The organism is Pseudomonas sp. 05L36 (assembly GCF_056398125.1).
Genome location: NZ_JBFTOU010000002.1, coordinates 347080 through 360566 on the forward strand (window position 1 = coordinate 347080; position 13487 = coordinate 360566).

The following is a 13487-nucleotide window of genomic DNA, read 5'->3' on the forward strand; positions in this document are numbered from 1 at the left end:
TAACAGCTGATTTATATATCTATAAATCATATTTATTCATTTGGTTATGCATTAAAGAGATATGTGATTCTGTTTCTTCCAGACAAAAAAACAGGCCGTCGGAACGGCCTGAAATCCCCTGCTTTGTGGGTGCCTTGAAAAGATCGCAGCCTGCGGCAGCTCCTACAGGGATCGGCGTATGCACGTAGGAGCTGCCGCAGGCTGCGATCTTCTGACCTTCAACGGTTCGGCTGCGGCGTCAGGCGCAAGTATGGCTTGACCGCCCGATAGCCCTTGGGAAAGCGCTGTTTGATTTCATCCTCATCCTTGAGCGACGGCACGATCACCACCTCATCACCGTCCTGCCAGTTGGCCGGTGTGGCCACCTTGTAGTTGTCGGTGAGTTGCAGCGAGTCGATCACCCGCAGGATTTCGTTGAAGTTGCGGCCGGTGCTCGCCGGGTAGGTAATCGTCAGCCGGACCTTTTTGTTCGGGTCGATCACAAACAGCGAGCGCACGGTCAGGGTGTCGTTGGCGTTGGGGTGGATCAGGTCATAGAGATCCGAGACCTTGCGGTCGGCGTCATCCAGGATCGGAAAGTTGACCACGGTATCCTGGGTTTCGTTGATGTCCTCGATCCACTTGTGGTGCGACTCCACCGGATCCACCGACAAGGCGATGGCCTTGACGCCACGCTGGGCGAATTCATCCTTGAGCCTGGCGGTGAAGCCCAGCTCGGTGGTGCACACTGGCGTGAAATCCGCCGGATGGGAAAACAGCACGCCCCAGCTATCGCCCAGCCACTGATGGAAACGGATGATGCCGGCGCTGGAGTTCTGTTCGAAATCGGGGGCGATATCGCCAAGTCTGAGGCCCATGGTGCTGCTCCTTGTGAGTGCTAGATGGGTTCAACTGTGCCTGTGTTTTTTATCTATTAAAAAGAATAAATATCGATTTATTTAGATCATAAAGAAATATTAAAGATCTGTTCACTGGACGTGCACGCACAAGCCGCCGAACATCGGCCACGAGGTTCGAGAAGGCCTTGAGTTGCTGCAAAGAGGGAAGTTCAAGGCGGGATTACGGGGGTGAACCCGTCTTGAAAATGTAAAAGCCCCGCCCGGTGTAATACCGGGCGGGGCTTTTTTTGTCTCGATTACGCGAGCGCTATTACAACAGCGGGATCGAGTAGCTGAGGATCACACGGTTTTCGTCCTGCGAACGGGTGTTCGGCAGGTCGGTGCGCCAGGTAGCGTTTTTCCACGCCAGGCCCAGGTTCTTCAGCGGACCTTCCTGAACGACGTAAGCCACGCTCAGATCGCGCTCCCACTCGGAGGCACCATTGGCCGCCTCGCCACCCTTGGCGTTAACGGTATCGATATTGTCGCCATGCAGGTACACCAGGCCCGCCGTCAGGCCAGGTACGCCGACCTTGGCGAAGTCATACGCGTAGCGTGCCTGCCAGGTTTTCTCGCCGGCACGGCCGAACTTCTGGATTTGCGAGTCGGTGATGATGTAGGCCGACGATCCGTCGCCCTGGTTCAGCCAAGGGAAGTCGCTGTCGCCGTTGCTGACCTGGTAACCGGCGCCGAAGGTGTGACCGGCAACGGAGTACAGGAACAGGCCGCTGTACAGGTTGTTGTCGACCTTGCCTTTACCGTTGGCTGCACCGCTGTAATTGCCAGTGGTGAAGAACAGAGGGTCGTGACCGTTGGCACCGTCGTCGGAGCTGTTGAAATAACGGAAGTCCGACTTCAACACGCCAGGGCCGATGGCCCAGTTATGCACCAGACCCAGGAAGTGTTGCTTGTAGAACTCTTCCAGGTTGCCATAGTAGTACTGGGCCGTCAGGTCCTTGGTGATCTTGTAGTCGCCACCGGCATAGATGAACTTGTTGCTGTCGCGGAATTTGGGGCCGCGAGTGTTCGCGCCCGAAATCGACATCTGCTCATTGTTGCTGGAGTTACGGCCTTTGACCGCTTCGATCTGGCCACCGACCAGGGTCAGATCCTTGATGTCGCCGGATGTGATCTGGCCACCCTGCCAGGTTTGCGGCAGCAGGCGGCCGTCGTTGGTCACGATCACCGGCAGTTTTGGCTGCAGGGTGCCCAACTTCAGTTCGGTCTGGGAAACCTTGGCTTTGGCGGTCAGGCCCAGGCTGGAGAAATCATCAACTGCCTCGCCGTTGGCTTTGCTCGGGAAAACCGTGCCGCCGTAAGAGGTCGCCGTGGCGCCGTTGGTACCGCCGCCCGAATCCAGCTTGACGCCCAACAGGCCGATCGCATCGATACCGAAGCCGACGGTGCCTTGGGTGTAACCGGAGATGAAACGCAGGTCGAAGCCTTGGCCCCACTCTTCGTTTTTGTTCGGGCCAGTGCCGTCACGGTAATCGGTGTTGATGTAGAAGTTACGCAGCCCCAGTGTTGCCTTGCTGTCTTCGATAAAACCCGCGGCGTTTGCCTGCTGGGCCAATACCCCGACGGCCACAGCCATGGCCAAGGTGGACTTGTTCATGTTTCGCTCCTCTCGTTTCTAGTTCTGATGTTCCTGGTCCCGAATCGATTGCCCGGGATCCTGAATGCATAAATTCGCGGCAAACCGTCTAGGCCGGTCGTTTGGCGGGCCGCAGGATACATGGCCTTAAAGCCAAAAGAATTTTTTAGCGTTTTTTAATTCCGTTTTGGAATATGACTTCCCACAACAGATCCGAGGTATCGGCAGTGAGGCCAATTCCTGTAACTGATCAATTGTCGAGGGAGGAAAATGCCAAATCCGAGCTCATGGATGAGTGTCGGACAGGTGCACTTTAAGGTGCGGATTAAAAAACTAAAAAGAATAAAAAAGAAATAGAACCTTTGTTTACGGAATATAAAATTCGACGCAAAAAAAACCCCGCCAATCGACGGGGCTCTTTTCTTACGGCTATTACATGAAGCTGTAGGTGTAGTTGAAGATCAGACGGGTCTGGTCTTGATCGAGGGTGCTGGTGTTGCCACGGTAGGTACCGTGACGCAGCGTCGTACCAAACCCTTTCAGTGCGCCCGTTTGAATCACGTAATCAATACGCGCGTCGGTCTCGTGTTCACTCAGGTCTTTACCAACACCGCTGGTAGCCTTGATGTCCTGGCCATTCAAGTAAGCAATCGAAGCTTTCAAGCCTGGTACACCCAGGGAGGCGAAGTCATAGGAGTACTGACCGAACGTGGTGTTTTCACCGGCACGGATAAAGCTGCCAACCGTGGCGTCGGTAAACGAGTAGAAGCTCGCGCCGCCGGCACCTTCTTGACGACCGTTGCTATCAATAAGACTGCCTTGGTTCAAGAAAACGAAGCCGCCGTCATCGCTGACACGCTGATGCCCGAGCAGGAACGCGTTGCCACCCAGGGTATAGGTGAACATGGCGCTCCAGGTCTTGTTATCGACCTCACCCGGGGTCTTGGCGAAACCGTTGTTGTTGTTGAAACGGAAACCCGGATCGCCGTTCTTGCCGTCGGAGCTGCTGTCGAAATAACGGATATCGGTCTTGAACGACTGATTGGCCGCGATCGGGTAGACGTGCACCAGGCCGAGGAAGTTCTGCTTGTAGAAGTCTTCCAGGTTCGCATAGTAGTACTGCAGCAAGAGGTCTTTGGTGACCTTCCAGTCAGCACCGGCGTATTGGAATTTGTTGCTGTCCTGAGTAGCGCCAGCCACAGACAGGCCAGTGGAGTTCGAGGAGGCGCGACCCGACGCGTGCTCCAGTTGACCCAAGTTGAAGGTCACATTGTCGATTTCTTTGGAGGTGATGGTGCCACCTTCAAAGGTCTGCGGCAGCACACGGCTGTCGTTCGCGATCAGGATCGGCAGGTTAGGTGCCAGAGCGCCACCCAGGTGGGCTTCGGTCTTCGAGAAGCGAGCCTTGACGTTGCCATCCAGACGGCTCCACTCGTTGGCCGCCTCATTGCCATCGCTAGGGAAGAATGAGTTGCTGTTACCGGTCGGGTGATGCCCCTTGCCACCATCCAGGTGGATACCCACCAGAGCCTGGGCGTCGATACCAAAACCTACGGTACCTTGGGTGAAACCGGACAGGTAATCGAACTTCAGACCCTCAGCGGTTTCGCGCTGACGGTTGGCAGGAGTGCTCGCACCTTCACGCATATCGGCGTCGTAATACATGGTGCGAGAGCTGATGGAAGCCTTGCTGTCTTCCAGGAAACCGGCGGCGCCTGCCTGCTGCGCCAAAACCCCTACGGCCACGGCCAGAGCCAAGGTGGACTTGTTCATTGTGTAGCTCCTCTCGATTCTAATTCTTGTATTCCTGGTCTCGAGTCGACGCCCGAAATCCTAAGATGTGCGATTAGCGCCAGACCGTGACCCACAAGTCAATCGTAACCATGTGTGTCTACGACCATAGTCTAATCCCCCGGTTTTTTGGTCCCTGCAGGGTCATGAATTCGTCATGAACCTGAAAAGAATTACCCGATTCTTTTCCAATACCGTTTAGGAATTTAGCTCCCCACTCCCCAACCATCCCAGAATAGAAGGTTTGGCACATAAGCCAATTCCTAATCGGTATTTATTTTTGATTTTTTAGATCGATTAGTTTCTGACGCAATTTGGAAACAAATCTTATACCGAAAGGCGGTCCCATGACGTCCAAACGCGCACTATCCGGACCAATTGTTACAGTTTGTGTATCGTTCGCATTTTCTTTCACTTTGAGGTCTGGGTGACGCGCAAGGATTACGCCGAAAAACATCCGGAGGTCGTGGCCGGTTCCGCTTTTCCGGATGCCAGGGCGCAACAGAGCGCTGCGCTGCTGGATAGCGACCCGGCCAAGGCGATTGGCGAGGGGGTTTGTCGGAACGCCGCATCGCCACAAAGAAACTCACAGCTAAAACATCAAAGGGCTTTTTCGAAGATCTTCGAATTACGCTGATAGTTGTACAGCGACGCCCGCGCCGACGGTAGCCGGTCGACGCTGCTGGGTTCAAAGCCACGTTCGCGGAACCAGTGCGCGGTGCGCGTGGTGAGGACGAACAAGGTTTTCAACCCCTGAGCCCGCGCGCGGTTTTCAATGCGTTCCAGCAGCTCATCGCCGCGACCGCCATGGCGGTACTCCGGATTCACCGCCAGGCACGCCAGCTCGCCCGCGTCCGAATCGGCGATTTGGTACAGCGCCGCACAGGCGATGATCATTCCTTCGCGTTCAACCACACTGAACTGCTCGATTTCGCGCTCCAGCACCTCACGGGAACGGCGTACCAGGATGCCCTGCTCTTCCAGCGGACTGATCAAGTCCAGCAAACCACCGACGTCTTCAATGGCCGCTTCGCGCACCACTTCGAACTGTTCCTGGGCGACCAGGGTGCCGCCACCGTCGCGGGTGAACAGCTCAGTCAAAAGTGCACCGTCTTCAGCGTAACTGACGATATGGCTACGAGCCACGCCGCCACGGCAAGCTTCGGCCGCGGCATCGAGCAATTCTGCCTGATAGTTGCTGCCCAGCCGTTGCAGATGCGCTGGCACTTGCTGTGGACGCAGTTCGCGCACCAGGCGCCCGTGTTCGTCGATCAGGCCCAGGTCAGCGCCGAACAGCAGCAGCTTGTCCGCGCCCAGATCGATGGCCGCGCGCGTGGCGACGTCTTCGCAAGCGAGGTTGAAAATCTCCCCGGTCGGCGAATAGCCCAGCGGCGACAGCAACACGATGGAGCGCTCGTCCAGCAGACGGTTGATGCCCTTGCGGTCGACCCGGCGCACTTCGCCGGTGTGGTGATAGTCGACGCCTTCGAGCACGCCGATCGGGCGTGCCGTCACCAGGTTGCCGCTGGCCACCCGCAGGCGTGAGCCCTGCATCGGTGACGAAGCCATGTCCATCGACAGGCGAGCCTCAATGGCAATGCGCAACTGGCCGACCGCGTCGATCACGCACTCCAGGGTCGCGGCATCGGTGATGCGCATGCCGTGGTGGTAATGCGGGGTCAGGCCACGGGCCGCCAGGCGCGCTTCGATTTGCGGCCGGGAACCGTGAACCAGCACCAGACGCACACCCAGGCTGTGCAACAGCACCAGGTCGTGGACGATATTGCCGAAGTTCGGGTGTTCAACGCCGTCGCCGGGCAGCATGACGACAAAGGTGCAATCGCGGTGGGCGTTGATGTAAGGCGAAGCGTGACGAAGCCAATTGACGTATTCGGGCATGAACCTGGGCCTGTAATAAATAGCAGCCGAAAAAAGGGCGAAACTGAAAACGCACAGCGGGCTGATGGTTATCGTCGGAACAGGCTTGGCGACACGCGCGCTCTCCTCATGAATACGGGTTTGGGTACCGGCAATTTATACGGCTTGTCAGGCAAATCACAGACCCTGTGTAGGAGCGAGCTTGCTCGCGATGAACGCAAGGACGACGCGTCCATTCAGAAAGATCGCGTAATCGTTGAAGTCCATCGCGAGCAAGCTCGCTCCTACAGGTCTTCCGCAGTTTGGGCCGGTGTCAGGCAATAGTGTTCGATCAGTTGTCTTAATAGATGCACCGTAGGCTGCAAACGTGACATTTCGAGGTATTCCCCCGGCTGATGGGCGCAGGCAATATCACCTGGACCAAGCACCAGCGTTTCACAGCCAAGGCGCTGAAGATAAGGTGCTTCGGTGCCGAACGCCACTGCTTCGGCGCTGTGACCGGTGAGCTTTTCAGCAAGGCGCACCAACTCTGCATCCTCGGCCTGCTCGAATGGCGGCACTTCGGGGAACAGCGGCGCGTAATCGATCTTGACCTGATGCCGCTCGGCAACCGGCTTGAGCTTTTGCAGGATCTCGGCGCGCAGGACCTTGGGGTCCATGCCGGGCAACGGCCGCAAATCGAATTCCAGCGAGCACTGGCCGCAAATGCGGTTGGGGTTGTCGCCACCATGGATGCAGCCGAAATTCATCGTTGGCGTCGGCACGCCAAACTGTGGATTGCGAAATTCGCGCTGCCACAACAGGCGCAGGCCACGCAGTTCACCGATGGCATCGTGCATGGCCTCCAGGGCGCTGTGGCCCAGGCGCGGGTCGGAGGAATGACCGCTCTGACCGAGGATGTCGATGCGCTCCATCATGATGCCTTTGTGCATGCGGATCGGCTTGAGCCCGGTCGGCTCGCCAATCACCGCCGCCCGCCCCAGCGGTCGCCCCGCTTCGGCCAGCGCGCGGGCGCCGGACATCGAGCTTTCTTCATCGCAGGTGGCGAGAATCAGCAACGGCTGTTTGAACGGCTGATCGAGCAGCGGCTTGACCGCCTCGATGGCCAGGGCGAAAAAACCCTTCATGTCGCAACTGCCCAGGCCGACCCAGCGACCGTCGACTTCAGTCAGCTTCAGCGGGTCGGTTTGCCACAGCGCACCGTCGAACGGCACGGTGTCGCTGTGCCCGGCCAGCACCAGACCGCCGGGGCCGGAACCGAAACTGGCCAGCAAGTTGAACTTGCCGGGGCTGACCTGCTGGATCTCGCAGGTAAAACCCAGCTCACCGAGCCACGTCGCCAGCAGATCGATGACCGGGCGGTTGGTTTGATCGAGGCTGGGTTGGGTACAACTGACGGACGGTGCAGCGATCAACGCAGCGAATTGTTCTTTCATCGACGGCAATGGCATCGCTGACTCCCGGCACCCGAATTGAAGTCCATCATAGAACCAACCGATGGCAGGAATAAACCGTCGCGACGCGGACTAACCTTGAGTCCTGTACACTGCACGACCTTGGCAGCCACACATTCCCCCGGCTGCGCTCCCGATCCTGGATTTTCCGGCCATGCAGAAAGAAACCGAAATCAAACTCCGCGTCAGCCGCGAAACCCTCGCCGCCCTGCGTGAGCACCCGTTACTGAAAAAACGCAACAAAAGTGGCTGGGAACGCCGTGAGTTGATGAACCAGTACTTCGACACCCCAGAGCGCGACCTGGCCCAGGCCAAAGTCGCACTGCGCCTGCGCAAGGATGGCGAAGAAGTGATTCAGACCCTCAAGACCCGCGGCCAGAGCGTCGCCGGTTTGTCGGTACGTAACGAGTACGACTGGAACCTGCCCAAAGCCAAGCTCGACCTGAAGAAACTCGACGGCGAATGCTGGCCCGAGGAACTGGCCGAACTGGACAAGAAAACCCTGAAGCCGATCTTCACCACCGACTTCGTCCGCGAACGCGCGGAAATCGCCTGGGGCCGCGGCAAGACCAAAGTGGTCATCGAAGCCGCGCTGGACCTGGGCCATGTCGTGGTTGGCAAGCAGAAAGAAGAAATCTGCGAACTGGAACTGGAACTGCGCGAAGGCGAGCCGGCAGCCCTGCTGGAACTGGCCGCCGAACTGGCCGAGAAACTGGCCCTGATGCCATGCGACATCAGCAAGGCCGAGCGCGGTTATCGCCTGTACGACGCCCACAGCTATTCGTTGAGCCTGCCGGCGCCGCAGATCACCGCCGAAACGCCGCTGGACGACGCGTTCGCCGCGCTGAGCTGGCATTTGCTGGGCAGCAGCCAGCGTCTGGCCGAGCAGTATCGCTTCAACGGTCACTGGCGCCTGTTGCAGGACTGGGTCGAATGCCTCGCGGAAATGCGCGCGCTGATCAGCAGCCTGGGCCAGGCCGCACCACGTCAGTCGACCCACGACCTGCGTATCGCCCTCGATGCCTTGCTGGAAGACTGGCGCCCGCTGGTCCAGGCCGGCCTGGAAGATGAAGACGTGCGCAAAGCGGCGCCCGAGCAGTTCCTCGAAGAGCTCGAAGACCCGCGCTGGGGCCTGTTCTCCCTGACCACCTCGCGCTGGTTGCTGGCCCGTACCTGGGCCGCCGACCGCAACACCCGTGGCAATCGCCAGGGCGCTGCGCAACTGGGCAGCTGGTTGCCGCGCCTGCTGGGCGAAGAAGCCAACTCGCTGCAATTGCAGCGCTACCAGCAACAACCGGAAGATCTGGCCGAGCAACTGCCGCGCATTGAACGCATCCAGGTCTGGCTGCACCATGCGCGCAACGTACTGGAGATCCCGGAAATGGATCGCCTGTACGGTGAGCTGAACAAACTGGCGCAACTGGCCAACGAATCGATCACCGACGAAGTCCTGGATGCGCGCAAGCAACAGGCGATTGCGGTGTATCAGAACCGTGCGTGGAAAATGCTGCTGCGTCTGTAAATCCGCCTTCGCTGGCAAGCCAGCTCCTACAGGGCATCACCGAAACCCTGTGGGAGCGAGCTTGCTCGCGATGAGGCCTGAACAGCCACCACAAAACTTCAGACCGGCAAACTGGTGGTCGACTTGATCTCCGACAACGCCACGATCGAATTGACCTCCTGAATCCCCGGCACCATCGACAGCTTCTCGAAGAAGAAGCGCTCATACGCCTCGATGTCCGCCGTGACAATCCGCAGCAGGAAATCCACCGCCCCCATCAGCACGTAACACTCCAGCACCTCCGGAAAGCCGCGAATCGCCTCGGTGAATTCGGTGAAATTCGAACGCCCGTGGGCATTGAGTTTCACCTCCGCGAAGATCTGCGTGTTCAGGCCGATTTTCTTGCGGTCGAGCAAGGTCACCTGGCCGCGAATGATGCCCTCCTCCTTCATCCGCTGAATCCGCCGCCAGCACGGCGATTGCGAGAGACCCACCTGCTCGGCGATCTGTGCGCTGGAAAGCGAAGCATCCTCTTGCAGCAAGGCGAGGATCTTGCGGTCGTAGCTATCCAGTTCGCTTTGCATAAAAAAACCCTTAACCGAATAACAAGTGAATTGATTGATTCTTCATTTCTGCAATACAGCCAATCATAGAGAAGAAATACCCGGCACAGGATGTAAACATTTCTCCAATGATTTTGGAGCCAGACCATGCCGTATCTCGAAGCCGTGAACACCCCACCTGCCCGCGCCGATGTCTGGAACGTCGGCAACGCCCATTGCCGGGTTCGCTATCAAATGCTGGCCGAGGCAGAACCGGACCTGCTGTGTCGCACTCTCAATCTGTTCGCTTTGCAATTGCTCACGCCGGAACAGGTCAACGCGCAGCGCCAGGACGACTGGCTGAGTATCGAGATCGTCATCGACGGTTTGAGCTGGCACCGCGCGCAAGTGATTGCGGAAAAACTTCGTAACTTGATCAGCGTCTGCTCGGTGGAGCTGCAAGAAGCTGATTCCACATGGGCCGAAGCGGTTCAAGCGGCGGGTTGAAAAACTCCGAAACGGCTTCGTCGGGTAGTGGCCCAGCGGTCAGCCGGGCCACGGCTATCCTTTGCCGACTGTCGTTCAAAAGGAGCCCGTATGTCCGTTCAAATCGCCTTTCAGGACCGTTGGCTGGATCTCAATGACCTGCTGCGCGAACTGGTCGCCCAGGGTTTTATCAGCCAGGATTCGGCCGAACACGCGCTCAATGCCCGCCGCCGCAACGCCTCCCTTGGGCAGATGCATCCGCTGGAGTTCATTGCCAGCCAGCAACTGGACGATCTCAGCCGTCCCGGCAAACCGCTGGACCTCGAGAGCCTGACCCTGTGGCTATCCCGGCAGGCCGGCCAGCCTTACCTGCGCATCGACCCACTGAAAATCAACGTCGCGGCCGTGACCCCGCTGATGTCCTATGCCTTCGCCCAGCGCCACAAGATCCTCGCGGTAGCAATCGACCGCGAGGCGGTCACCGTGGCCAGCGCCCAGCCATATGTCAGCGGCTGGGAGGCTGACCTGACCCACGTGCTCAAGTTGCCGATCAAGCGTGTGGTGGCCAACCCGGTGGACATCCAGCGCTTAAGCGTCGAATTCTTCCGCCTGGCCAAATCGGTCACGGGGGCGAACAGCGCCGACCCGCAAGTCAGTACCCTCGGCAATTTCGAACAGCTGCTCAACCTCGGCGCCAGCGACCAGGAGCCGGACGCCAACGACGCACACATCGTCAATATCGTCGACTGGCTGTTCCAGTACGCGTTCCAGCAGCGCGCCAGCGACATCCACATCGAGCCCCGGCGCGAGCAAGGCACGGTGCGCTTTCGCATCGACGGCGTGCTGCACAACGTCTATCAATTCCCGCCCCAGGTCACCATGGCCATCGTCAGTCGCCTGAAAACCCTGGGGCGCATGAACGTCGCGGAGAAACGCAAACCCCAGGACGGCCGGGTGAAAACCAAGACCCCGGACGGCGGTGAAGTCGAACTGCGCTTGTCGACACTGCCCACGGCCTTCGGCGAAAAAATGGTCATGCGGATCTTCGATCCGGAAGTCCTGCTAAAGGACTTCGACCAGCTTGGTTTTTCCGCCGACGACCTGCGCCGCTGGCAGGACATGACCCGCCAGCCCCACGGCATCATCCTCGTCACCGGGCCGACGGGTTCGGGCAAGACCACCACCCTCTACACCACCCTGAAAAAACTGGCGACGCCGGAGGTCAACCTCTGCACCATCGAAGACCCGATCGAAATGGTCGAGCCTGCGTTCAACCAGATGCAGGTCCAGCACAACATCGACCTGACCTTCGCCGCCGGCGTGCGCGCGCTGATGCGGCAAGACCCGGACATCATCATGATCGGCGAGATCCGCGACCTCGAGACCGCGGAGATGGCGATCCAGGCGGCGCTCACCGGGCACCTGGTGCTGTCGACCCTGCACACCAACGACGCGCCCAGCGCCATCAGCCGCCTGCTGGAACTCGGCGTGCCGCATTACCTGATCAAGGCCACAGTGCTTGGCGTCATGGCCCAGCGACTGGTGCGTACCCTGTGCCCGCACTGCAAGGCGCCGCTGACGCTGAGCGAAGACGACTGGCAAACCCTGACCCGGCCCTGGCAAGCACCGTTGCCGGCCAATGCCCAGCGTGCCATCGGTTGCGTGGAATGCCGCGACACCGGTTATCACGGTCGCGCCGGGGTCTACGAAATCATGCAGCTCAGCGACAGCATCAAAGCGCTGATCAGTCCCGACACCGATCTGCTGGCCGTGCGGCGGCAGGCATTCAAGGAAGGCATGCGCAGCCTGCGGCTGTCAGGAGCGCAAAAGGTCGCCGCCGGGCTGACGACCATTGAGGAAGTTCTGCGGGTGACGCCCCAGAGCGAGCAGAGCTGAGCCCGGCTGTACTTATCCGGCATCGGCACAGCTACACTCCAGCGATTGCAACTCCACAGACCCACACATCAACAAGGAATCGTTATGCAGATCGGTAGTGTGCTTTTACTTTTTGTCGGCCTGGTGGTCGCCATTCTGTTCATGGGTTTTAAGGTCGTGCCCCAGGGCTTTGAATGGACCGTCGAGCGTTTCGGGCGCTACACCAACACGCTCAAGCCGGGGCTGAACGTCATCATTCCGGTCATGGACCGCATCGGCCGCAAGATGAATGTGATGGAAAGCGTGCTGGATATTCCGCCGCAGGAAGTCATCACCTCCGACAACGCCACGGTGCAAATCGACGCCGTGTGTTTCTTCCAGGTGGTCAACACGGCCCAGGCTGCCTACGAGGTGAACAACCTCGAACATGCCATCCGCAACCTGCTGCAAACCAACATCCGTACGGTACTCGGCTCGATGGAACTCGACGCCATGCTCAGCCAGCGTGACGGGATCAACGAAAAACTGTTGCGCACTGTCGACGAAGCGACCGCGCCGTGGGGCATCAAGATCACCCGGATCGAGATCAAGGACATCAGCCCACCCGCCGACCTGATGGCGGCGATGTCGGGGCAGATGAAAGCCGAACGGATCAAGCGTGCCCAGATCCTCGAGGCCGAGGGCCTGCGCGCCGCAGCGATCCTGACCGCCGAAGGCAAGAAGCAGGCGCAGATCCTCGAAGCCGAAGGCAGTCGCCAGGCCGCCTTCCTGGAGTCCGAAGCCCGCGAGCGGCAAGCCGCGGCAGAAGCCCAGGCGACCAAAGTGGTGTCCGAAGCCATCGCCAGCGGCAACGTGCAAGCGGTCAACTACTTCGTGGCGCAGAAGTACATCGATGCGCTGGGCAAGCTGGCTTCGGCCAACAACAGCAAAGTGATCCTGATGCCGCTCGAGGCCAGTTCAATGATCGGCGCAGTCGGTGGCATTGGCGAAATCGTCAAGGCCACTTTCGATAACAAGAAAGCCTGAGGCGCGCCATGTGGGCATTTTTGCAGCACCTTTCGTTCTGGGACTGGTTGGCGCTGGGCACGGTGCTGTTGATTCTCGAAGTGTTCGGCGCCGGCGGTTACCTGCTGTGGATCGGCATGGCCGCGGCAGCCGTGGGCGTCTTGACCTTCCTGCTGCCGAGCTTGTCCTGGGAATGGCAGTTTCTGTTGTTCGGCCTGCTGTCGATCACCACCGCGTTGTACTGGTGGCGGCGTCAGCGCACGGCGATGCGTCCGAGCGATCAGCCGCACCTGAATCTGCGCGGCCAGGAACTGATCGGCAAAACCTTTGTGGTGCATGAAGCGATTATCGACGGTCGCGGCAAAATCAAGGTGGCCGACGGCGTGTGGATGGCCCGAGGACCGGACGCTGCACTTGGTAGCCGCGTGCGGGTGGTTGGCCAGCAAGGCGCGATCCTGCTGGTCGAAGCAGCGGAATAGGTGA

Annotated in this window: 11 protein-coding genes and 1 pseudogene; 6 read left to right on the top strand and 6 right to left on the bottom strand. The window is 59.0% G+C overall.

What is annotated here, in order from left to right; translation table 11 throughout:
• Positions 1–218: 218 nt before the first annotated feature.
• The 3 genes from AC1DKH_RS03410 to AC1DKH_RS03420 form a co-directional block, all read right to left on the bottom strand.
• Positions 219–857, bottom strand: a complete 639-nt coding sequence (locus AC1DKH_RS03410) for a peroxiredoxin (protein WP_477797416.1) — start codon at positions 855–857, stop codon at positions 219–221.
• Positions 858–1149: 292 nt separating this feature from the next.
• Positions 1150–2493 carry an OprD family porin gene (locus AC1DKH_RS03415; RefSeq protein ID WP_477797417.1) on the bottom strand — a complete coding sequence of 448 codons (1344 nt, stop codon included), beginning with the start codon at positions 2491–2493 and terminating at the stop codon, positions 1150–1152.
• Positions 2494–2904: 411 nt separating this feature from the next.
• Entirely contained in the window at positions 2905–4245 is a 1341-nt protein-coding gene (locus AC1DKH_RS03420; RefSeq protein ID WP_477797418.1) for an OprD family outer membrane porin, read from the bottom strand.
• A 433-nt stretch (positions 4246–4678) separates the two neighbouring features.
• On the opposite strand from AC1DKH_RS03420, the pseudogene tauA reads away from it, so the two are divergent.
• Positions 4679–4813, top strand: a pseudogene (tauA, locus tag AC1DKH_RS03425) (taurine ABC transporter substrate-binding protein); the annotation flags it as partial.
• A gap of 50 nt (positions 4814–4863) precedes the next feature.
• On the opposite strand, the gene argA reads toward tauA, so the two are convergent.
• Both argA and argE read right to left on the bottom strand, forming a co-directional pair.
• Complete coding sequence (gene argA, locus AC1DKH_RS03430; RefSeq protein ID WP_223456551.1) at positions 4864–6162, bottom strand: amino-acid N-acetyltransferase; 1299 nt, start codon at positions 6160–6162, stop codon at positions 4864–4866.
• 263 nt (positions 6163–6425) lie between these two features.
• Positions 6426–7592: an acetylornithine deacetylase gene (gene argE / locus AC1DKH_RS03435; RefSeq protein ID WP_477797419.1), complete on the bottom strand. Its 1167-nt coding sequence runs from the start codon at positions 7590–7592 to the stop codon at positions 6426–6428.
• A 157-nt stretch (positions 7593–7749) separates the two neighbouring features.
• Here argE and AC1DKH_RS03440 point away from each other — a divergent pair, with 157 nt between their 5' ends.
• The gene (locus tag AC1DKH_RS03440; protein WP_477797420.1) at positions 7750–9117 is read left to right on the top strand and encodes a CYTH domain-containing protein; all 1368 of its coding nucleotides are present in this window, start codon (positions 7750–7752) and stop codon (positions 9115–9117) included.
• Between the two features lie 98 nt (positions 9118–9215).
• Here AC1DKH_RS03440 and AC1DKH_RS03445 read toward each other — a convergent pair whose 3' ends face one another.
• A complete protein-coding gene (locus AC1DKH_RS03445) occupies positions 9216–9680 on the bottom strand; it encodes an Lrp/AsnC family transcriptional regulator (RefSeq protein ID WP_008015415.1) in 465 nt (154 codons plus the stop codon).
• Between the two features lie 126 nt (positions 9681–9806).
• Here AC1DKH_RS03445 and AC1DKH_RS03450 point away from each other — a divergent pair, with 126 nt between their 5' ends.
• The 4 genes from AC1DKH_RS03450 to AC1DKH_RS03465 all read left to right on the top strand — a co-directional run bounded on the left by AC1DKH_RS03450 (position 9807) and on the right by AC1DKH_RS03465 (position 13483).
• Entirely contained in the window at positions 9807–10145 is a 339-nt protein-coding gene (locus AC1DKH_RS03450) for a hypothetical protein (RefSeq protein WP_477762991.1), read from the top strand.
• Between the two features lie 90 nt (positions 10146–10235).
• Positions 10236–12020, top strand: a complete 1785-nt coding sequence (gene tfpB / locus AC1DKH_RS03455) for a type IV pilus assembly ATPase TfpB (RefSeq protein WP_477797421.1) — start codon at positions 10236–10238, stop codon at positions 12018–12020.
• An 84-nt stretch (positions 12021–12104) separates the two neighbouring features.
• On the top strand, positions 12105–13025 hold the full coding sequence (locus tag AC1DKH_RS03460; RefSeq protein ID WP_046039079.1) for an SPFH domain-containing protein: 921 nt from the start codon (positions 12105–12107) through the stop codon (positions 13023–13025).
• An 8-nt stretch (positions 13026–13033) separates the two neighbouring features.
• Entirely contained in the window at positions 13034–13483 is a 450-nt protein-coding gene (locus AC1DKH_RS03465) for an NfeD family protein (protein WP_477759739.1), read from the top strand.
• The last annotated feature ends 4 nt before the right edge of the window (positions 13484–13487 follow it).

Bases quoted from the DNA above. Each gene is read 5' to 3' on its own strand.
- AC1DKH_RS03415 (WP_477797417.1), bottom strand. From the start codon at position 2,493: ATGAACAAGTCCACCTTGGCCATGGCTGTGGCCGTCGGGGTATTGGCC.
- AC1DKH_RS03440 (WP_477797420.1), top strand. From the start codon at position 7,750: ATGCAGAAAGAAACCGAAATCAAACTCCGCGTCAGCCGCGAAACCCTC.
- tfpB (WP_477797421.1), top strand. From the start codon at position 10,236: ATGTCCGTTCAAATCGCCTTTCAGGACCGTTGGCTGGATCTCAATGAC.
- AC1DKH_RS03450 (WP_477762991.1), top strand. From the start codon at position 9,807: ATGCCGTATCTCGAAGCCGTGAACACCCCACCTGCCCGCGCCGATGTC.
- AC1DKH_RS03465 (WP_477759739.1), top strand. From the start codon at position 13,034: ATGTGGGCATTTTTGCAGCACCTTTCGTTCTGGGACTGGTTGGCGCTG.
- argE (WP_477797419.1), bottom strand. From the start codon at position 7,592: ATGCCATTGCCGTCGATGAAAGAACAATTCGCTGCGTTGATCGCTGCA.
- AC1DKH_RS03445 (WP_008015415.1), bottom strand. From the start codon at position 9,680: ATGCAAAGCGAACTGGATAGCTACGACCGCAAGATCCTCGCCTTGCTG.
- AC1DKH_RS03410 (WP_477797416.1), bottom strand. From the start codon at position 857: ATGGGCCTCAGACTTGGCGATATCGCCCCCGATTTCGAACAGAACTCC.
- argA (WP_223456551.1), bottom strand. From the start codon at position 6,162: ATGCCCGAATACGTCAATTGGCTTCGTCACGCTTCGCCTTACATCAAC.
- AC1DKH_RS03460 (WP_046039079.1), top strand. From the start codon at position 12,105: ATGCAGATCGGTAGTGTGCTTTTACTTTTTGTCGGCCTGGTGGTCGCC.
- AC1DKH_RS03420 (WP_477797418.1), bottom strand. From the start codon at position 4,245: ATGAACAAGTCCACCTTGGCTCTGGCCGTGGCCGTAGGGGTTTTGGCG.